Raw genomic sequence first — 20,184 nt, 5'->3', positions numbered from 1 at the left:
CAAAAGCCATGCAATAGTTTGTTGGCGTCGATTATAATTAAGTTTATTATTAGAGTTAATTTAATCGATAGCGGTTTGTATTTTTTATAGCCAAGTTAATAATTAGTGGCTTTCTACAGTTAATTCTGTTGAAGTACTTACTTGCTCGGTCGACCGTACCAGCCGTGTCATCTCTACGGACAAGGAAAATTTAAAACCTTGTTGCCAGTCGTCGACTGCGCGTTAATTACGCCCGCCGAACAAGCCCACTTACAGTGCGTCCGCAGTCGTCGGCGTTTATCCCACCTCGCATGTATCCCCGCTCGCGCCCCAGGACACGTTTGAGCTTTCTCCCGGTTGGCTGTCCGCCGCGTAGGGCTTTACAGAAAAAGCCCACGCACCGCTCGGCGGGGTTTGCTGTGCGATGCGCTGCCGCACGAAATTGGGAATTTTCACAAAGAAGCAAAGCCCGCCCGCGAGGCCCCGGACCCTCTCCGCTCAATCCGCCGGCCTTCGGAATATGAGTCGGTCGCACCAAGTCGCCTGCGCCACGAACTCCAATTCTCTCGATTCGCTCCAGGGTCGAGAGGCCCCGTCATGATGACACGTCGCTTCGTCAAGGTCCGCGACGAAATTAACCCAGCGCTGATTATTTCTTTGTGCGGTTTAAAAGCGAAAAGGACAGCGAGAGGTTGAAAGTAGCGGCTCGCTGACCATCGATCAACGACGATCCGCATTATTTATCACAAGTATTCCATCGGGTAGCGATTGCCCACGAAACCCGCTTTGCGACGCACGGCTGTTTGTGGTGCGAGCACGTTTCTTTTCGCTGACGATGTTCCAGGATCTCTCCCCACGGCGAAGAAACAAAGTCATGAGATCGCTCTCAATGGAAGTGGGAGCCGAGAGACCGCTGCGCGCTGAATATTTGTGAATCAACCGCCATCAACACAATTAAAAAAAGAAACTTACCTCCAATCAATTTATTAAGCCATCTTAGAACGCTTAGATATAAATAATATGATCGTTAAAATTCAACAATTGAAGAGGGTAATGCCGAGCGAGAGGACATGTGGAGCGACGTCAAAAGCAAGAAACCAACATGGGTGATGGCATGCGATCGATCACAAGACAGGAAAAATTCTCGCCGATGTTTTTGGAGAGAGAGGCGATGCGGTTTGTTTAAAATAAAAGATCCTTCTTAAGCCATTCGGAATTACTTATTTCTATACAGACAACTGGGCGCCTACGAGCGTCATCTCCTCTCTGAAAAGCAGGGGATCGGTAAAATCAGTCCTCAAATCATCGAACGGAAACATTTGACCCTCAGAACCCGTCTTTAACAGTTAGCCAGAAAAACGCTTTGTTGTTTCAGACTCGAAACCAGGCACGAAATTGTCATCGGCTTTTTCAAGAATCGAGATGGAGTTTTGCCGCTGCGCGTGATATCCCAGGTTTGGAGCACGACACGGCTTACGGGTTGTCAACGACCCTGAAAGAGTCGCGAGTTATTCGCAAGCTTAAACTGTATCGGTCCCCGTCGACGCAGAAAACCAGACCCGATAGTTTCAGCATCGGTGGTTAACCGCTCGACGCTGAGGACCGATCAGGTCTGGTTCGTGAACGCTCAAGCATCGCTCAGAACAATCAAAGAGCAGGCTCGTCTCGTCGACGAGCGAAGGGGGCGCGCTCATGATCGACAGCGGTCGAAATCCGACAAAGTGTCTGGTGGAGATGGCGCCCACCGACGCGGACAGACGCCTAGAAAATGAGGAAAGACGCAAAGAATGCCTGGTTAGATCGATCGGCGCGGTTTTTCGAGGTCGGCGGGGGGGCTCATGTTTGAACCTATATAATCTATAGGGCTCTGCCTAGCGTTTCGCTGCTGGAACCGCAAACAAGGACTTTATCATGGTTTGATGATAAACGCCCTTTTTCTTGTTGAGCACCCAGGGTGAGCGCGTATAATTTTTTCTGAAATCAATAAAATCAAACAGTTAAGATGCGAGCTTCACAATACATATGAACTGTAACTTATTGATTTATAGGGGTACGCGCTCGCCCTGGTTGAGCACCGTCGTTAATTCGGGGATAAAATTTAACAACTGTTGTAGCGGTACGTCCTTGTACGGATAGTTTGGACCGAGCTGAGAGGTTAAAAAAGTATCGCATTTCTGGATGTACGTATCCCGATGCCTGTCTGGCTTATTGTCTTTCTCCAGCAAAACTTTGCCGACCTGTGTCTTGGTTGGTTTCGGGTGAAAGGTCATGTGCTTGGTCAAAAATGCGCAGAGGTCATAGTCGATTAAATGTTGGAGTACACACAGGTTTTTATTTTGGCAGACTTTCTTGCCGATCAATCGGTACTCAAAGTGGGTGCGGGGTCGTTGGTCATTTTGAGTCGTTTTTGGCTGCATACGACAATAGAGAACCGGGACAATTTTATGTGTTTTCCGGTCGGAAAAATAATAGGTTCCTTTGACATTGCTAAACGCGTAGCCATGGCGCGAAGAGTGCCGATACCCATCCGCGACGAGGCGCTGTAATTCCCACGCTTGCTCCTCTGAGGCGACAATCCAATCACAGGCGATCTCCACGCGACTGATAAAATAATTGCAGGCAAAGTCGTCTAGTACTTTTTGAACGAGTTTTAAATGCGCAAGGGTCGGCTGGTACAGCGTGATCTGTTGTCGCATCACACTGTTATATTGGCTCATCGGCTTAATGATCGCGTCGATTTTCCCGTTGGTTTCTTCAATTTGGCGTTGGACGGCGCCCTCAAAAAGCGGGCGATCGGTATCCAGCCAAATTTGGATCTCGTCGTAGTATATCTCCCGGCCAAGGACGAGTAATTCGATCTGCTTTTTTAGCTCTCTCGCGTGCATAAGTCGATACCCAATTGAGCGTGATGCGGCTCACTCGCCGTGTGAGCATTAAATTGTCGCTCGTGTTTAACCTTTCTTGGATAACAAGAACACCAATAATCGCGTTCTCGTTCGCGCTAACTCGCTTCAGCAGAGCGTGGCGCGGGTTATTGTGTTCGTCCCGATTTGTTTTCCAGTTTTTTGCGCGGAAACAGTGGCAGCCGACACCCGGCTGCCGCGTGAGACGGCGCGCTGATCGCCGTCTCGGGTCGACGGTTTCGCATGGCGCGGCTATTTAGGCTGGCCTGAACCGGTGAGCGCATTCATAAAATCCCGGCGTTTCCAATAATTCCGCCCGCGGATGGTCATGGGTAGCGGGATAATTCCCGCTTTTCTCCAACGCCAGAGCGTCATATCACTAATTCCGCCAGCGAGGTTTTTCGCTTCGTTTTGAGTAATAAATCGATCGCAAGGCAACGCGGTCGGGTCGGTCATCGCAAAATCCTCAAGCAGTCCGTTATTCGATCAAAAACGTGCGGTTCCGAATCGCGACTCGGCGCCGATTCCGCTCGCCCATTGGGTGGCTTCGGCGCGTTCTCACGATTCATCCCGTCTTGACCGGGTTCTGCTGAGCGGTCGATTGATTGCGCTAAACATTTTTCGGAGGGGCGGCGGTTGCCGCGAAGCCGTAGTAATTCCGTGCAAGCGCGCGGACGCTGGCGACCCAGGCAGCTCGCGCCTGCCACATTTCATTTATTCTTTTTTAATGTTCAGGGAATTAAATGGGGCGTTTTGTCAGGCAGAAAAAAACCTCGGCGCGGGGGAGGGCGTCGAGGCGGTCGATTGACGGGTGGCCCGTGCAGCGATTCAGGCGATGCCCGTCGCGCGCCTGTCGCTGGTTGCCACGCGGTGTCGGCGAGGCTCGCTCCCCACCTGCTCGCAGGGTTGGAGCGGGTGGCCTTGGTTCAGTGCCGAAACCTCTGCGACGCGGGTTGCCGACTCAACGCGGCTGGAGACGGCATCGCGGTTATATCGGGACGGTTACCACAGCGGGTCTCGCGGCGTCTTCCCGTCGGGCCTTGCGCCCGGATCCGCTCCGGGCTTCTGCTGCGTTTCACCCACCACGCGAAGCACGTAGTCGGCCCACTGGGTAAACGCCTTGTCACGCTCGTCTAAATAGAGTGCGCGGTTGTACGTGCCCGCGACACCGGAGCGCACGCCAGAGACATGATTAATCATGGTTTCGATAATGTGCGGCGGGATCGCCAAATCCTCCGCCATGCGCGTCGCCAGCGTTCGGCGAAGATCATGCAGCGTCCAGGCGGAAATGTTGATGCGTCCATCGAGACGTTTTTTACTCCGACTCCATCCCGAAAACGGACGCGGGCCACCGCTGGTAAAGACGAAATCGCTGGTGATATTGGTTGCCTTTTGTTCCGCGTGGCGTTCTTTCAGCAGGGCCAGTACGGGTTCCGATAAAGGCACGAAATGCTCGCGCTTATTCTTTGTGCGGTGCGCGGGCAACGTCCACTGCCCGGCGTCTAAATTAAGTTCTGGCCACCGCATGCCGGCCACCTCATCCCGGCGCTGCCCGGTCAGCAAGAGAATTTTGACGATGGTCGCGAATAAATCGCCTTTATTGGATTGCGTGGGGGCGATGCCTTGCCAAACGGCGCGCAGCTCGTCCAGACTCAACACGCGTTCCCGCGATTTCTCGGCACCGGGCTTTTTAATTTTGTCGGTCGGATTCTCTTGAATCATGTCGCGATCCATGGCCCAGCCGAAAAACATGGAGAGATACGCGAGGGTGCGATTCGCCATCACTTCGGCACCCCGCGCGACGAGCGTATCCAAGACGTCCAGGACGTCGCGGCGGGTGATCTTAGCCACTGGTCGATGTTGCCAATTGGCAAAGAGATCTGAATTCAAAACGCGTTTGATTTCTTGCAGGGTGCGCGGCGCCGGTTGGCGGTTTTGCCGTCCCCGATATTTCACGAAGAATTCATCGCGGACCACCGCAAAGCTGTTGCGGCTTTCTTTTTCCAGCTCGGCGCGTTGCTCTTGGCGCACGGCCGCCGGGTTTTCACCGCGCTCGGCGCGTGTCCGTGCTGCCGTCGCCAACTGGCGTGCCTCGGCCAGACTGACGGTGGGGTATTTGCCCAGGGTAATGCGCTGCTGCTTCCACGTTCCGGCCTGTAGGGTGCGGAGAATCATGACCCATGAGCGGGCACCAGAGGCCGATATCCGGATACCCAATCCTGGGGTAGTCGTATCCCAATGTTCGATGCGGTCAACGCCCGTGGGGGGCTTAAGGCGCTGGACAGCGGCATCGGTGAGTCGCGTGGTCGGCATGGTGGCTCCATAGCCTGTCAGGTGGGCTGAGGCGGGGTTTACCCCGGTTCTCCGGGTAACAGCCAGGGTAACAAACAGGTGCGTTATAGGCTGTTACCCAAAGTGACTAACAGCCTATAACATACGCGATAAAAGTCAATGGATCAGGCAGTTTAGAGCAGCCGACCATGCTGATAATGTTAGGGTGTGATAGGCTCTGATACCCTGTTTTCGCTGAATGGGGTTCAGGTGGTCGGAGGTTCAAATCCTCTCGCCCCGACCAATAAAAACAAGCGGTTAGCTGGGAAATCAGCTAACCGTTTTGCGTTTCTGCCGGAAAAATCATTTTGTAGTCGCGTCTGTAGTCGCGTGCGACTTCCGCATGGATATCCGACCGACGTCTGGACAACCGATCCGTCATCGATTCCTGTCTGTCCTTTCCCGCAGCGTGCATTCCCAGACGATCAGGATCCGCCAGCCGGCCAGACTCAGGGCGCTCGTCGCACGGCTGTCACGCGCGATTCCCCGGAGCTTGTTCCGGTTCTCCCCGAACTCACGCTTGTGTGGCCAAAAATTTGGGAACGGATACGACGGCGAGCCAGCATAACCTCCGCTGCGTTTGATCCCAGGGTTTCGCCCCGTCATGGCTCCCTCCCGCATTCCAAGCGATCAGACTCGCACGCTGATGAAGCTGTCTGGAACACACCCAGACGCATCTTGTGGACAGGCGTCCGGCGCGAACAGACGCCCATTCCCCGGCGTCCAACGAGGGCGACTATTACGCCACTTGTTTTGTGCCAGTTCTATGGTACTAATGCCATCCGTGACCAATACCGCCTTCCCCGAACCCAGCTACCCCCTTGCCCAGCTCTGCGTTCTCGCTGAGCTGTCTGCTCGCACGGTAAGGTACTACATCCAACTCGGCCTGGTGGACCGGCCCAAGGGGGAGACGCGCGCGGCCCGCTATGGCGCCGTCCAACTGGAGCAACTGCGGCAAATCAAACGCTGGACGGCGGCGGGGGTCTCCCTGGATCGAATCCGCTCGCTGCTCCAGGGCGAACCGCCACCGGTGCCGCCACGCCCTCCGGCGCTCGGGTCGGTCAGCGTCCGCAGTCATCTGACGGTCGCGGAAGGCGTGGAGGTGGTGATCGATCCGGGGCGAGCCGGTCTGACGCCCGAGCAGGTGCGCGTCTTCGCGCGGGGCGTGATGGATGCCTTCGCCTTAACGATCGCCAAGCCACCCGCCGACACCGACGCGAAACCATAACAGCCGCAGTGGACAGGAGCCCAATCACACCATGACGCTCATCAAACACGCTTACGTCATCGTCTGGCCCGAGCAACTCGTCTCCATCGGTGAGGCATTGGCACAGGCCGACCTTGACGCGCTGCGAGTCCAGGTCGAACGCTTTCCATCACCCGAGGTTGCGTTGTTCTATCGCTCCGATCCGTCGGAGCCAGACTACTTTACACGTATCACGGCCTATCGCGTCGTCATGCCCTTGCTCTATTATCTGCTGCAATTCGAAGTCCGACGCGATCTGCCGCCCTTCGATCTGCATCGCGTCTGTCACGATGTCCAGGCTCTTTCCGTTCAAGATCTCGCTCGACTGGGTATCCGGATCGCCACAGGCTCCTTCCCCGGTAACGTTTTCGGCAGGGATCCGGGGTCCGTCTTTGCGGCAAGCGTCGCGGACAAGCAAGCGATTCTGCGTCAGTTGCAGCATCTCGACCTGCCGTTCCGCTATCCCGACAGGGTTTCCAGGAGGGTTATTCCGAGCGAGACCGGCAGCCCGCTCGACATTCTGCTGGGTCGGTTGATCGAGAATCCAATCCGGGATCAAGCTTGGTGTGTCGATGAGGTGCCGGGGGTGACCCGCAACCCGTTCAACCATCTGCTGGTTCAGTTGATTCAGCCTTCGAGCCGGGATCAGGCCTGGAGTTTTGGCCTGCTGGACCAGGCATTGCAAATGGGCGCGGTGATGGATGCCACAACCCTCTACCAGTTGGGTCGCGCGAACGAGGCATGGTATCGCCACTTGAGTGCGCGGATGCCCTCTGAAGTCGTCTTGGAGGCGTGTGGCCTTTCTAACTCGGAACAGCGCGGAATTTGCGAGTCTCCCCAAGTCATCACCTTGATCAGGGGAGGACGTTTGGCCCCGCCGGAGCGATCCGGCAAGGATGGCTGGCTTCAGGTTGCTTTGTCCATACAGGTCGGGACGCCAGAGCGCGCCCGCTTTGTGACCTGGCTGGTGCGCGAAGGCGGGCAGGATGTCAATCACCGTGGGGAGAACCTGAGTTCCCCCTTGAAACTCGCGGTCTACCATCGCGAACCCGAGCTGACCCAGTGCCTGATCGACCTCGGCGCCGACCTGAACCTGGCGGACTATCGAGGCGATACGCCCCTGCACTGGGCCGCCTGGCTGGGCTACGCGGAACTGGTCGAGCGACTGGTCCGCAACGGGGCTGACACGCAGGTGCGCAACCATCGAGGGAAGACACCGAAAGAGGTCGCGGAGGATTTTCAGCAGACGACGATCATGCGCTTTTTGACGGACTCTGGCATTCCCGACAGAAAACTCGATCAATGAGCAACCATGCGGATTCATGACGCTGGGTCCGGATTCCAAAGCTAACCCGCCGATTTCAACGCGGCGTCGCGTCCTGACTCAGCGCCCCGTCATCGCGTCGGGCCGGTTGTCCAGAACGATCTCCCCGGCCCGCAGGAGGCGCTGGCGGATCTCGGGCCGATCGATGTTGCCCGCCGCGATTTGGACGAAATCGTCTCCGACGAGAATGTAAAGCCCGCCGGTGGCGATGAAGGCGGCGTCTCCCAGCCGGTCGATCTCCGTGCGTGTCGCCATGGCCTCTCGGGTGTTCTAGAAGATGTCCGCTGGACTCGGCCCTGGTCGAGGCACGTCATCGGGTTGGGTGAGCGAGACCTGAACGAAGGCCACCGGATCGCCGCCGACCGTCTCATACGCACAGAGTTGAGTACCCAGCGGCACCAGAAGACTTCTCACCGGCAGACCGACCGGTCCGCCGAGCAGGGTTTCCAGCTCGTGGGGCGGCAGCAGATCGCAAGGGTCGGTCCGAGACGGATCCAGGCGGGTGCCGGTGTCCGTGTCCGTATGCCGGGGATCGGTCAAAAAGAACGACAGGATCAACAGCGTCAGGAGCGGGGGGAATTTGGGTGACTCGATCATTTTGCCATCCATTTGGCCAGCAAGGCTTTTTTGCGAGAAGAGCGTTCACGCGGATCGAGTCGTTCATCCTGATTCGCCAGGCACTCCGCCCGCTCGATTTGCTCGGACAAAGGCCAATAGGAACGTCCATCCTTGGCCATGTTCCAGGGATCACTCGACTCGCGCATGAGGCAAGTCAAATGCTCAGCGAAACCTTCAGGCGTGGCGGTCGCCAGGACACGACGTTCGCGTGCCCGCCAGCGACGATGCCATAACGCCTTCTCCCGACGCTCGCTACGACACGTCGTGTGGCTAAACACCGGGGTATGGAGACGGCTGCGGGCCATGATCCTCTCCGTTCGTGTGATCCCAAGGTCTCCGCAGCCCGCGTCACTGCGTCAAGCCCCTGCCGAGGTGACGGCAACCGTGCTGCCGAAACGCCGCACTGCTAGACCGGACTGGCGATGTGACCCCATGCGAACACCTGCGACGTGAGCAACAGCAGCAGGCAGAACACCGCCGTGCGTGACCGGATTAACTTAAGACAGAACATGCGCATGTTGGATCTCCTGATGTGTCTTGACAACCGAGTGATCGAGAATGGTTTTGAGTAAACCACGGCGATTGGAAATCTCCTTGAGTGAATTAAAAAAACGGGTGAAGCGATCCGTTCCGATCGCTTCGAGCAGCATCACCCCAGAGTGTTCCATGTCATCCCGTCCAAGATGCGCACACGCGGTCTCGAAGGCGTTCTGGAGATAAATGGTATTCTGCTTGCCATCGACTTTATACAGACCGAGCAACCGATCGATGATCTCCCGCGCCCCTTGGATGCGCTCCGGCGATCCCATCGCATACAATCGCTCACAGCGGCACCCAAGCTCCTCGTTCTGGATTGCCCTGAGGAGCGGCCGATGCTGTTCGAGCACACGTCCATCGACCCGCGCCGCCGCTTCCACGAACCGCGTCTCGGCCAAGCGGCAGTAGCGATGGGCGGCGGCGGAGGCTTGGCCTCTCGTCACTGCGAAAACAATGGCCGAGAAATGGGCCTGGTAAGCCCCGGCGAATGAATGCCCCATGTCGACTGATTCCCTTGTGTCCGCCAGGTAAGCTGCGGCAGCCTCCGCTTGCGTATCCAGTCCAGCTTCCAGGGCGGCCCTGATCAGTTCGACGAGAGGGGTGCGATAGATCGCGTACCGCTGATCCTGGAACAGGTCGCCCAGATCGCGCTCCAGCGTCATGCGCCGGGACAGCGCGCGCAACTGGTTCAGATGATGCGGATTCGGCCACCCCCTGGAATCCCCCGGCTGATGCCGCCGCTCCCACAACTGCACCGTGGAGTAAGCCACGTCCAGCGCGTCGGCCAGCGCTTGCTGAGTAAAACTCTGCTCCCGACGCAGGCGTTTTAGCCAGATCGGAAAGAAGGCTTCGGTCGACGCGCACAGGCCCCGGCGATGCTCCTGACTCTGCTCGAAGAGGACGTCCAACCAACTTGCTTCACTAGTCTCCATGATCTCCAGCACCTCGGTCGCGATTCGGGGCAAGCATACGACACCCCCGATCCTGGCAACAACTAGCCACTAAGCGTAGCGAACGGGTGGGACGCGAGCGGCGTCGGGGCTAGCCTGTCCAGGCCCGATCACTCTCTGGAACCAACGCATGTTTGCCTCGTTTTTCCCCCAACCTCGGCGGCTTTTCCTCTCCGCGCTCGCCTGGGCCGCGCTGTGCGTCCTTGTCTGGTACCGCCTCGGCGCGGCGTTCGGCGCTCCCGCGCCCGCCGAGGACGCGGCTCCCATCATCGGGCTGGGCTTCTTTGTCACGCCGGAGTTCCTGGGTTTCTATCTCTATTACGCGCTGGCCACCGCCCTGTTCACAGTCGTCTGGTTCCGGATCGATCCGCACCCCTGGCGCGGGTGGTCGATCCCCGGCTCGGCGCTGATTCTCTTCTCCACCTACTTCTCGGTGCAGGTCTCGGTGGCCATCAACGAGTGGCGTCGACCCTTCTTCGACGCGGTGCAGAACGCCCTGTCCGGCGATTCCGGCGTGACCTCCGGCGCGCTCTTTGCGCTCCTGCTCGACTTCGCCGGGATCGCCTTCGTCGCCATCCTGGTCTCTGTCGTCACCCACTTCTTCGTCAGTCACTATGTCTTCCGCTGGCGTACCGCGATGAACACCTACTATGTCGCCCGCTGGGACACGGTGCGGTCCATCGAGGGTGCCGCCCAGCGCATCCAGGAGGACACCATGCGGTTTGCCGATATCGTCGAGACGCTCGGCGTCAAGATCGTGGACTCGGTGATGACGCTGTTCGCCTTTCTGCCGGTGCTCTTCGCGCTCTCCGCCTATGTCACCGAACTGCCGCTGGTCGGAACCATCCCCGCGCCGCTCTTCACCGCCGCCCTGGTCTGGTCGATCCTCGGCACCGGGCTGCTCGCGGTGGCGGGGATCAAACTGCCCGGACTCTACTTCCGCAATCAGCGTGTGGAGGCCGCCTATCGCAAGGAACTGGTCCATGGCGAGGACAACCCGAATCGCGCTCGGCCACCGACCCTCAGGATGCTCTTCAACGAGGTCCGCAAGAACTATTTTCGGCTGTATTTCCACTACTTCTACTTCAACATCGCCCGTTACACTTACTTGCAGGCGGACAACATCTTCGTCTATTTGATCCTGGTGCCGACCATCGTGGCCGGGAAGGTGACCTTCGGCCTCCTGCAGCAGATCCTCACCGCCTTCGGTCAGGTCTCGTCATCCTTTCAGTACCTGGTCAACTCCTGGACGACGATCGTCGAACTCCAATCGATCCACAAACGGCTCAAGGCGTTCGAGATGGCGTTTGCCGCAAGCGAGCAACCCGACCCCGAACGCGCGGCGCTCTCCGCGCCCGCGCATCCGGACAGGCTCATCTGGCCGAGTCCCCCTCCCGAGATCCCGTTGAAGGGTGACGGGGCAATCCCCTGACTCAAACGATGGTCTTTCTCGACGCGCCTTTGTATACTTCCGCCCTATTGCACAACGGCCCCGGCCTCCTCCCCGCGAGGCCGGCTACAGGATGACGCACGGCGCTTGCTGGATGAACCCGAACCCACGCCGCCCCTTGATGGAGAACGCATGGAGATGATCCGCGTTGAGGTCAGGAATGACCGCATCCACGCCCGCTGGGGCCAAACCTCGGCCGAGATCGATGCCGGGCGGGTCTGCATCGGGCACCTGGGCTGCAAACTCCTGGGCACCCTCAAACAACACGTCCCCCCGCACCTTGCGGAGCAATGGGATCAGGAGTTTGGACGCGCCCAATGGAGGTCGACCCAGAACGCCAAGCCCAAGCTCGCGACGTCGCTGGAGATGGCCATCGATCTGTCCGGGATGAAAGGGGCGGTTTTTTGGGACACCATGCGAACCGGGTCCGACTACTGGAGGCCGGGCAAGCTGTTGACGGAGGCCGTCGGGCTATTGCCGGACCGCTACGCCGGGCGTGTCGCCTATGCCCGAGAAGACGGCTTCTGTCCTCCCAGGGAGTTGTTGAGCGAGTTCATGGCCAACGAGCAGATGGGGTTTGGCGAATACGCTCAACGCTATGCGGAGTATCTGAACACGGGTGACCGCATCCCGCTGGCGATGGTGTCCGTGGTGTTCGATCTCGCGCGGAGTCGGCTGCCGATCTTCTACTGCGTGGATCCTTACATTCCGCACTATGCCGATCCGCGGCAGTTTTGTAGCGATATTCCCTATACAGAGCGCTCTTGGATTGAAGAACTGCGAACGGATGGCTGTCACCGCCTGGTGCTAGTCGAGGAGATTGTCAAAGCATTCTATGGTCATGGAATCCATGTATGGATTCTGGAGTTGATTTCGACTTTCGAAGACTGTCGTTCTGCTAACCGCGATGAGTCATTTTAGGCTCATTTTTACTGAATTGATGTTGTGTGAGAGAAAAAGAGCAGACTTGCCGATGACGACACACGCAAGAGGCATCTTTGGTCACCCGACCCAGCAGACAGAGCCGGTCGATTTGAAAGGAGCAACCTTCATGATGGGATGGAAACCATGGTGTTGGCTGGGCTGTTGCCTATGGGCCGCCGCGATTGGAGCCACTGAACAGGACAAAGACTGTACCGGAAAGATTCCGTTGCAGAACGGCTGGAATTTTGTCAGTTTCAGCGCCTTACCCGAGGGCGATCACTCACCGCAAAGGCTGCTGGATCAGCTCCGTGACAGTCATGGCAAGACCGGGTCGCTCCGCGCCATCCTTACAGCCAATGGCGATCGACACTGGACGGCGGAGGGGACTCAAGTCGGTGCTGTAGGACTGCCGACCCTGAGCACGACGTGTAGCCCCATACCATTGCCGCGACCCTGTTTGCAAGAGCGCGCGGACACTGACTGTCGGGCGAGCCAGCTTCCTGCGTTGCCGAAGGACTGGCCGATTGACGACTTGCAGCAGATCGAGATCGGCCAAGCCTACTGGATCTATGCCGATCAACTGCCGCTTGGTGGCCGTTGTGTTGCGCTCGAAGGCGCCGAGCCTGCGTCCGCCTCTTCGATCAAACTGCCGGTCGGTTGGACACCGCTGGTACTGACCGGGACGCAGCAGGCGATCCCGATCGCCGATTACTTCGGCTCGCAGACGCTGGAGAAGGTTGCAGGAATCGTGCGTTGGGATCCTAGAAACGCCAGTTGGGTTGCCTATGATCCGCTCGGTCCGTATCGCGCAGGCAAAGCGGACGAATCATCAAAAGAGGCGGCTGATCAAACGTCATGGCGCACTTCGAAACCCGATTGCGAAGCGGCCGGTGCCTTTCAAGATTTCGTGCCGGGTATCGGGTACTGGGTGGGAATGAAGCAAGCCGTAGAGCTAGTACCCCAACTGCACTACCAACTGTCATCGCAGCATTCAACAGAGGACAAAACCCAAGTCCTGAAATTTGGACCGGAGCAGAATACCCTCGACCTATTCCTCAACTCGGCTGACGCGCAGCATTCTGGAGGTGCGCTGACTTGGCACGCCGAGATCCAGCCAGTGTCCGACACCAAGCGCCTCGCGGACTCCGGGATCCTCCTGACGCAACGCACTATAGATGACCTCAAGTTGCTCTCCCTGAGTCGCCCGACGGTCACCGAGCCATCAAGCTCTGACTCACAGACGACGACAGCGGCTCGACAAATCAGCCTGACTGGCACGGTTGGCGGAGCCATCCAGCGCCTGCAACTGCAACTCGACCGCCGCCATCTTCCTGAAGGCCGCTATCTTGCGGAATTGCATCTATCAGCCAATGCATCCGAGTCCGACTACCGATTCCCAATCGAGATCGAGTCCACGGGTCTGGACGGTGAATGGCACGGCATGGCCACCATCGAGACGGTCAACGGCTACCGGAACAAAGTGCCCGACATCGATCTGGTGCTGCAACTCTTCCGCGTTCAGGTTCCCGGCGGGGATCTAACCCAGGTGCGCGGGCTGATCGATAGCCAGGAAACGCTGTCGAGCTGGCCACGAGACGCCCAGGGCGAGCGCGTACCCCTATAAATCAATAAGTTACAGTTCATATGTATTGTGAAGCTCGCATCTTAACTGTTTGATTTTATTGATTTCAGAAAAAATTATACGCGCTCACCCTGACGAGACGCCGCGCTGATCGGCGCGATACAGCCGAGTTATGATGGACGCTTCATCGTCCGAGCGCACTATGTCCTGCCACCAGGGGATGTCAATAACTACCCGTACGATCAGTTTCCCGGTTCCGAATCGACAGTAGCGCGTGATCCTGAAACCTGCTTGACGTATTGGACCAACGACGTCGGCGATCGCTTTTATCCCAAACTCGCCGGTCGGACCGCCGATCAGCCCGATTACACCAATCCGACGACCCGCTTCATCAGTCGAGCCGTGACGCTTGAAGGCAACTTAGAGCCTTCCTCTGACAACGGCACCCTGCACGCCAAGGGAACCTATCGCGAGACCTTGATCGGCTTGCTGCCCCGCGACAAGAGCCCGAAGGACGAAATCGTTCTTGAAGGAACCTTCGATCTCACCCGCGAGACCGCCTTGCCCTTCCAGCGGCGACCCTTTCGTTTTGTCGATCCCTGCCTTGCGAAGTTGAACGATTGCAGCAGGCAACTGCCCGTAAAGGGTAAGACGGTCGAACAGAGCCTTCAGGTTGATCGTTCCTTGCTCCTGCATCGGGTGCGCGTCCTGATTGCGCCCGCCCTGGATGCGAATCGCACGTTCGCGCTGCGCGATCCGCTTGGTGGAGAGTACTCCTTGAGCTGTGATTCAAACCTCAAGGGAGCCCAACTGCTCGAGCCGCCCCGTATCCGGGGGCCACGCTGGCAGCCAACCGAATTGCTGGAACCTGCTCCCGAGATCAACGAGCAACTGAGCGCGTTCATGGTCTGCGAACCGCAAGGATCATTGGACGGCGAGGCATTGCTTCCCGTCTGGAACAGCGATCTCGGAGCCGTCGAGCAACCACGCGATCCGACACGGGGATCCTGGACCCTGGAGGTGAAGGCGACCGGTCAGGCCGTTGAGCTGAAACACTGGGCCTTACTCCTCTACGGCGCCGAGGTCTTCTCGCTCGACGGTGAGGTGCGCGTGGGTGGTGGAGACGCCTTCACGGCCGACCGGTTCGAGAACGTGCGGATTCAGGTTTCCGCGGGTCTTGGTTCTGGGACTTACGATCCAGTCATCCCCGTTGAGAGCAATGGCACCTTTCGGATCCCCTTCCTGCCACATATCCCGGTCGTGCTCACGGCAACGAAACCCGGTTACCTGGATGCCAAGATCGATCGACTCGATGCGAGCGATTGCAAGGAAGATCCGCGCGGCTATCGCTATGGCGATGGCCGAGGCGTGGTCTTACCGGGCGATACGACCCTGGCGAAACCAGCGACGCCATCCTATTCGATGACCCTTTGCCCGCAGGCGGGCGCTTGCCCTATTCCCCCCTAAGGCCCAGATTCAGGAGACTATCGGCATGAAAGCACGTTTGATACTCGCACTCACCGCTCTCTTGGGGATCGGCCTGGCCGCTATGGCGCAGGCGCAGGATCCGCTCTGCAACTGGTTGGGTGATGCGGAGGTGCGGGTCTATCCGCGTCACATCGATGTTGTCAACGATGCACGAGGTATTGTGCTCGAAACGCCAAACGAGAACGAAGGTCGCGATTATTGCGAGCCTAACTTACCCTGCATTCAGTTGACGCTTGAGACGACTACTCGTCGCGGTTACCAATACAACTTGGCCTGGGAGCTTCGGGGAACACCCGGTCAGCATGACATCGAACGTATCAAGGGGGGAGACAACGGCAGGTGGCATCCGCTCAAACTGAAACAAGAGGATTTCAAGGATGGACAATTCGTCCTCAGCCCCAGGGCGATGATGGCCGATCAAACGGGTGAATGGCGCGCCTGTGTGAGGGAACCGCTGGTGATCACGCTGCGCACCCCGGAGAATCAGTCTCGATTGCTGCGGCCGACCTTTGTTCAGCAGCGCTTTTGCGATCCCAACTGCAAGAATCCGCCTCAGATCGTATTAGGTGGTTCTCTCGCGGGTGGGTTGTCCCGGGATCTACTACGCGGTGGCCCCCAACTCTGGACGGGCGCGCTTCCGCTCACCCAGCTCGCCGCCCCGGAGGCGCAATGAGCGTGCAGCGCCTCTCTGCTCGGTATGTCTTCGGGCTGGCCGTGATGAGCCTGCTTGGTGGCATGGTCTCAGCCGATGCGGCGGAATCGCCAGCCGAGACCGAGGATTCGGTCAAGACTATCCATCAAAAGATCGATCATGGCCAACGATACATGGGCGGCTTTCCCGACAGCGATGCGAGCTTGACGAATCTGCGTTGCCGTTTTCTCGGATTTCCCGACGAGACCCAGCAATGCAAGAGCATAACCAGCAAGGCCAACCCTGAAAGGCTTCAGCAGTTGAGAGCGGGACTCGTGGAAGCCTTGACCCATTCCTCAACGTCAGAGACTCCTACACCTGATCGCGTACAGGCTACGCAAGATGCTGGAGACGCCCTCCGGTTCCTAATGCAAGGTTGGCTCTATAGTGGTGGCAAGACCCTTCTGGAAGGCATGCGAATCGCTTATCCCGGAACCGCGCGCGGTGATCTCGGGGTTGCCAAGGCTGTAGATCCCCGCGCAGATTGCCGACCGGATCTGTCTCCGACTGCCCCAGAGATCCCGCTGCGCCCCCTGTGTCTTGCCCAGAATTTCCTGGATGAAGGGATGCGAACGCTGATAGCGGTCTTGACGCAGCGACCAGATATCCCTGTCCGAGTAATAGAAACCACGGTAGAAGGGAAGACCGAGACCAAGAATAGGATCGTCGAGGGGCTGATGATCTCGGACGGGAAAGCACTGAGTGAGGTATTGAGTCAGTTGCCAGGAGGAGACTTTACGAAAGAAAGCTTTCCCCAATTCACCCACTATGAAATCGATACGAAGGATGAGAAGGGTCAACCGATTCATCGGATTCTTCCCATTCTGACCGAAGGACACCAAGCGGGTCAATTGTTAGCCAAGCACGGCCAAGCCACCAATGTCCTGGCGGCGCGGGAATGGAGCGCAGCGAGCTATCGCTTTAAGGAACCGGCTCAATACCGGGATAACACCGATAAGCACCGACTGCTCGACCAATCCGTGCAAACGCTCTATGCGGCGGATCAGACCGCGTGGCTGACGACGCTCGCATTGGCTGCACGCGCGCCGAATTCAGAACAATTTCAACAGGCCAATCTTACCGTGACGGTCCAGCAAGCGGCGGATCATCGCGAGATCATCCAGCGCATTCGTGCGGGGGAAAAACCCGGACTTCCCGTCACCGGAATCGTGGCATCCGATGGGGCGATTGCCAGCCTACTCGCCAAGATCGATGACCCAAATGAGGGGGCTGGCAGCATCAAAGCGGCCGAAAGACGCTACAAAGAGGCGAAGGATGAACTTCAGAAGGAACAGGCCGCCCAGGTGCAGAATTACCAAGACACCAATTTTCAAAGAGGCTTATTAGAGGATTTGAGACGCTTATCGGGTATCGCCATCCATGACTTGAATCGATTAGAGAAAAGCGGTATCGAGAACTATATTGCGGAAACCAACCAAGTGATTGCTTGCGCCTTACATGCCGAGACGATTGAGCAACAACTGGCCTGCGAAGCGACGCGAACGGGCACAAACGAGCTTGTGAATCGGGCTCGTGCACTCTATGACGCGGCCGACACCCTAGCGGCACTGAAGATTGACTTGAATCTTCAGCAACGCCTGATTGAACGGCGCCAAGCAACGGATATCCAGGTTCTCAAGGTCGTCGAGGAGACGAATGAAAGACTTAAGGATCTCAACGCCATGCTTAAGGAGCAGGCAAAGGTTCCATCGATTTCGGTTGGCTATGTAACTGCCAGCATGAATTGGGATCCAAGTGCCCCTAAAAAGGCCGAATTAGCTGGCAGTATGCATGAAGCAGAACGCAAAGAACGAGAGCGCATCCGTCAGATCGAGGAAAAGCGCAACAAGGAAGAGTTGCTCGATGAGATGAAGAAGACCGAGGACAATATCGCGCGCGCGACCCGACAAGTCATACTCGCCTCGCAGGATCTGGAAAACGTCGCCGAGGATATCTCGGAGAAGTTGAGTCTCATCGAGCGCATTCGACAAGATAGCAAAACACTTTGGTATCACGACCCGACCGTCGCGCTGGAAACAACCGTCGCCGAGGACAGAGCCGTGCGTGCTCAGGAGGCCGTCGTCCGCAATCTCTATCAATTAGCAAAAATGCTGGAGTTGCGTTGGCAAGAACCCTTTGCAAACCCGGTCTCCTGTGCGCCGGAGGATCTCACACTTGGCGAGGAATACGAATTCGCACAAACCCCCGAGAGTGTTTTTAACCTAGGCGCGATTGAAGTGAAGGAGAAAAAGGATGAAGTGAAGGAGAAAAAGGATGGTGAGAAAAAGGTCCGCGAGGATACACCGCCAGCACTCGCGCAAGCTTTCAGAGATGCGCTAGGCGAATGGGATCGTTTATTAAGATATCAATGTCGGTTTCGTTTCAAGAGTAAAGATAAACAAGAACTTGAAAAACTCGAGATCAGCCTGCGGCAGGATATTCTCGGATGGTACGATTTTGATCGATCAGCAGGCGAGTTGAGTGAGCCACTTCGGGAAGTCAACATCAGGCGCTTTCAGGATTGGCTCAAGCAGTACCCAAATTTGAGATCAGATCCAGACGAGACAGGCAAGCATCGCATTCGAATCGAATTTGCCTTCGGTCCTCAGACCTATATGCAATCGCAAGTGGTATCAAGATCGGATCGACCCTTTTATGTCTGGGAAGATCTGCACGATTGGAATTACCGAGTCAAGGACATTAATGTTCGGTTGGAATCCACTGGTAAGAATATGACTGGGATATTTGGCAGCTCTTTGAAGGCACATGCGTACATCGCGCAATCAGGGTTTATCTTTAACTATCAAGCCACCCCCTGTAAAAAGGATGCCTATTGTCCACCGACAGTGAGCAAGAACCTCGACGATTATGTCCGGTATCATCCTAAATCGCTGGTGATGAGCGACCGCAACCAATATTTTCTCTACGAAACCAATATCTATGTCGATGATTCCGTTGCTCCATCCTCGGCGTCGCGCCCGGGTAACCGGCAAGATTCGGACTCGCCGGATGGTTTACTCGGGAAGATGTGGAGCCCCTTCTGCAATCGGTGGATCTTGGAGATCGAGACCGCTAAGGTCGATCACATCGCTTTCTCAGCGATCAAAGACATCTGGTTAACCATCGATTGGACGGGTGGACCGCCGAGGTGTCTGCCCGGGCTGGGGGCGGTCTGCATGCAATAACCCTAGTACGAAGAATGGCGACGTCTTCCATCTGGTTGCAGACGTGGCCATACCTCAATCCCACGACAACCTAGCGGATTCAGCCTCGAATGAAGAAACGTATCGCAATCTTGGCAATAGGAGCGGCACTGTGGCTAGTTGGAGCTTTCGCCATGGCAGCAGGTTCAGTCCTGCCACTGACGGGTGAATTGCTGGGGCTAGACGGAACGCCACTGGAAGGCCCCCAAACCCTGACATTCGCGGTCTATGCGGCGTCGGACGGAGGAGAGCCTTTGTGGACTGAAGAACAGTCTGGCGTCAACCTAGTTCAGGGTCGCTTTGCGGTGCTGTTAGGTACCAAGAAGGCTATGCCTGAAACTATCGATTGGACGGACAAGAAATATATTGGCGTGACAGTCAAGACAGGAGATGGGATGTCGTATTTTCTCCAACCTCGCATCGAATATGCGCCAACCTTGGGCGCATTACGTGCGAAGGAAGCGGATCATGCGCTTCAGGCGGATCATGCGCTTCAGGCGGATAATGTGGGGATGCTCCAGGGCGCGACTCGCAAAGACTTAGAGGACAAGATCACTGCGTTGGAAAATAAACTCAATGAACTTAAGCGCGGTCTCGCGGATGGTTCTATTCCAGTGAAGATGTCTGAGCGTGCCTTGATGCTTCGTGCGCGAGACGACAACCATTGGCTGCGTGCTCAATCCGTCAATGCTCAAGGTCGTGACCATTTTGCGCTCTGGCGAACTGATGGTCAGTTTTTTCCACTTATCGAAGTGGACTCCGCGGTTCGGGCCGACAATGGTTTAACGATCGTAAACTCAGGATCCTACGTTGTAGGAAATACAACTCATGATGTGCATACTTTTTCTTTTCCATTTCCCGTCGCCAAGGCTTGGATAGAACCGCAAGATAGTATTGACGACATGGGAGGTAAGTACTTCATTACAATTGTTTGTAGGAATGCAAATATGGTATTAGT

General features: G+C 56.9%; 16 protein-coding genes and 1 tRNA gene. 10 read left to right on the top strand and 7 right to left on the bottom strand.

Going from position 1 to position 20,184, the window contains the following annotated elements; translation table 11 throughout:
* Positions 1 to 2,021 precede the first annotated feature (2,021 nt).
* The 3 genes from QZY07_RS00440 to QZY07_RS00430 all read right to left on the bottom strand — a co-directional run bounded on the left by QZY07_RS00440 (position 2,022) and on the right by QZY07_RS00430 (position 5,195).
* Entirely contained in the window at positions 2,022 to 2,864 is an 843-nt protein-coding gene (locus QZY07_RS00440) for a hypothetical protein (RefSeq protein WP_295398893.1), read from the bottom strand.
* A 270-nt stretch (positions 2,865 to 3,134) separates the two neighbouring features.
* Positions 3,135 to 3,338, bottom strand: coding sequence for a hypothetical protein (locus QZY07_RS00435; protein ID WP_295398891.1), 204 nt, complete (start codon positions 3,336 to 3,338; stop codon positions 3,135 to 3,137).
* Positions 3,339 to 3,884: 546 nt separating this feature from the next.
* The gene (locus tag QZY07_RS00430; RefSeq protein WP_295398889.1) at positions 3,885 to 5,195 is read right to left on the bottom strand and encodes a site-specific integrase; all 1,311 of its coding nucleotides are present in this window, start codon (positions 5,193 to 5,195) and stop codon (positions 3,885 to 3,887) included.
* A 180-nt stretch (positions 5,196 to 5,375) separates the two neighbouring features.
* Between QZY07_RS00430 and QZY07_RS00425 the strand changes: the two genes are divergently transcribed.
* From QZY07_RS00425 to QZY07_RS00415, 3 genes are all read left to right on the top strand, one after another.
* A tRNA-Leu gene (locus tag QZY07_RS00425) sits at positions 5,376 to 5,457 on the top strand.
* 531 nt (positions 5,458 to 5,988) lie between these two features.
* Positions 5,989 to 6,441 (top strand): MerR family transcriptional regulator, encoded by a 453-nt coding sequence (locus QZY07_RS00420; protein WP_295398887.1) that lies wholly within the window; start codon positions 5,989 to 5,991, stop codon positions 6,439 to 6,441.
* Positions 6,442 to 6,472: 31 nt separating this feature from the next.
* Positions 6,473 to 7,765, top strand: coding sequence for an ankyrin repeat domain-containing protein (locus QZY07_RS00415; RefSeq protein WP_295398885.1), 1,293 nt, complete (start codon positions 6,473 to 6,475; stop codon positions 7,763 to 7,765).
* 78 nt (positions 7,766 to 7,843) lie between these two features.
* Here the strand turns inward: QZY07_RS00415 and QZY07_RS00410 are convergent, their stop codons facing one another.
* The 4 genes from QZY07_RS00410 to QZY07_RS00395 form a co-directional block, all read right to left on the bottom strand.
* Complete coding sequence (locus QZY07_RS00410; RefSeq protein ID WP_295398883.1) at positions 7,844 to 8,038, bottom strand: hypothetical protein; 195 nt, start codon at positions 8,036 to 8,038, stop codon at positions 7,844 to 7,846.
* A gap of 15 nt (positions 8,039 to 8,053) precedes the next feature.
* The gene (locus QZY07_RS00405; protein WP_295398881.1) at positions 8,054 to 8,380 is read right to left on the bottom strand and encodes a hypothetical protein; all 327 of its coding nucleotides are present in this window, start codon (positions 8,378 to 8,380) and stop codon (positions 8,054 to 8,056) included.
* Complete coding sequence (locus QZY07_RS00400) at positions 8,377 to 8,706, bottom strand: hypothetical protein (protein WP_295398879.1); 330 nt, start codon at positions 8,704 to 8,706, stop codon at positions 8,377 to 8,379. The genes QZY07_RS00405 and QZY07_RS00400 overlap by 4 nt, the downstream gene beginning before the upstream one ends.
* Positions 8,707 to 8,898: 192 nt before the next feature.
* Complete coding sequence (locus QZY07_RS00395) at positions 8,899 to 9,903, bottom strand: helix-turn-helix transcriptional regulator (protein ID WP_295398877.1); 1,005 nt, start codon at positions 9,901 to 9,903, stop codon at positions 8,899 to 8,901.
* 115 nt (positions 9,904 to 10,018) lie between these two features.
* Between QZY07_RS00395 and sbmA the strand changes: the two genes are divergently transcribed.
* The 7 genes from sbmA to QZY07_RS00360 all read left to right on the top strand — a co-directional run.
* Positions 10,019 to 11,320, top strand: a complete 1,302-nt coding sequence (sbmA, locus tag QZY07_RS00390; RefSeq protein ID WP_295398875.1) for a peptide antibiotic transporter SbmA — start codon at positions 10,019 to 10,021, stop codon at positions 11,318 to 11,320.
* 150 nt (positions 11,321 to 11,470) lie between these two features.
* Positions 11,471 to 12,259 carry a hypothetical protein gene (locus QZY07_RS00385; RefSeq protein ID WP_295398873.1) on the top strand — a complete coding sequence of 263 codons (789 nt, stop codon included), beginning with the start codon at positions 11,471 to 11,473 and terminating at the stop codon, positions 12,257 to 12,259.
* Positions 12,260 to 12,305: 46 nt separating this feature from the next.
* On the top strand, positions 12,306 to 13,886 hold the full coding sequence (locus QZY07_RS00380; RefSeq protein WP_295398872.1) for a hypothetical protein: 1,581 nt from the start codon (positions 12,306 to 12,308) through the stop codon (positions 13,884 to 13,886).
* A 249-nt stretch (positions 13,887 to 14,135) separates the two neighbouring features.
* On the top strand, positions 14,136 to 15,311 hold the full coding sequence (locus QZY07_RS00375) for a hypothetical protein (RefSeq protein WP_295398870.1): 1,176 nt from the start codon (positions 14,136 to 14,138) through the stop codon (positions 15,309 to 15,311).
* 25 nt (positions 15,312 to 15,336) lie between these two features.
* The gene (locus QZY07_RS00370; protein WP_295398868.1) at positions 15,337 to 16,005 is read left to right on the top strand and encodes a hypothetical protein; all 669 of its coding nucleotides are present in this window, start codon (positions 15,337 to 15,339) and stop codon (positions 16,003 to 16,005) included.
* Positions 16,002 to 19,208 carry a methyl-accepting chemotaxis protein gene (locus tag QZY07_RS00365; protein ID WP_295398866.1) on the top strand — a complete coding sequence of 1,069 codons (3,207 nt, stop codon included), beginning with the start codon at positions 16,002 to 16,004 and terminating at the stop codon, positions 19,206 to 19,208. Before QZY07_RS00370 ends, QZY07_RS00365 begins: the two co-directional genes overlap by 4 nt.
* 89 nt (positions 19,209 to 19,297) lie before the next feature.
* Positions 19,298 to 20,184, top strand: an 887-nt coding sequence (locus QZY07_RS00360; protein ID WP_295398864.1) for a hypothetical protein, incomplete at its 3' end; no start/stop codon positions are given.

The sequence above is a fragment of the uncultured Thiocystis sp. genome (genome assembly GCF_903866365.1).
Classification (GTDB): domain Bacteria; phylum Pseudomonadota; class Gammaproteobacteria; order Chromatiales; family Chromatiaceae; genus Chromatium.
Note: the sequence above shows the minus strand (reverse complement) of the source record. Positions and strands in the feature narration are given on the sequence as shown.

Coding starts and splice junctions, on each gene's coding strand:
- QZY07_RS00415 (WP_295398885.1), top strand. CDS start 6,473: ATGACGCTCATCAAACACGCTTACGTCATCGTCTGGCCCGAGCAACTC.
- QZY07_RS00430 (WP_295398889.1), bottom strand. CDS start 5,195: ATGCCGACCACGCGACTCACCGATGCCGCTGTCCAGCGCCTTAAGCCC.
- QZY07_RS00435 (WP_295398891.1), bottom strand. CDS start 3,338: ATGACCGACCCGACCGCGTTGCCTTGCGATCGATTTATTACTCAAAAC.
- QZY07_RS00385 (WP_295398873.1), top strand. CDS start 11,471: ATGGAGATGATCCGCGTTGAGGTCAGGAATGACCGCATCCACGCCCGC.
- sbmA (WP_295398875.1), top strand. CDS start 10,019: ATGTTTGCCTCGTTTTTCCCCCAACCTCGGCGGCTTTTCCTCTCCGCG.
- QZY07_RS00420 (WP_295398887.1), top strand. CDS start 5,989: ATGCCATCCGTGACCAATACCGCCTTCCCCGAACCCAGCTACCCCCTT.
- QZY07_RS00410 (WP_295398883.1), bottom strand. CDS start 8,038: ATGGCGACACGCACGGAGATCGACCGGCTGGGAGACGCCGCCTTCATC.
- QZY07_RS00365 (WP_295398866.1), top strand. CDS start 16,002: ATGAGCGTGCAGCGCCTCTCTGCTCGGTATGTCTTCGGGCTGGCCGTG.
- QZY07_RS00370 (WP_295398868.1), top strand. CDS start 15,337: ATGAAAGCACGTTTGATACTCGCACTCACCGCTCTCTTGGGGATCGGC.
- QZY07_RS00405 (WP_295398881.1), bottom strand. CDS start 8,380: ATGATCGAGTCACCCAAATTCCCCCCGCTCCTGACGCTGTTGATCCTG.
- QZY07_RS00400 (WP_295398879.1), bottom strand. CDS start 8,706: ATGGCCCGCAGCCGTCTCCATACCCCGGTGTTTAGCCACACGACGTGT.
- QZY07_RS00440 (WP_295398893.1), bottom strand. CDS start 2,864: ATGCACGCGAGAGAGCTAAAAAAGCAGATCGAATTACTCGTCCTTGGC.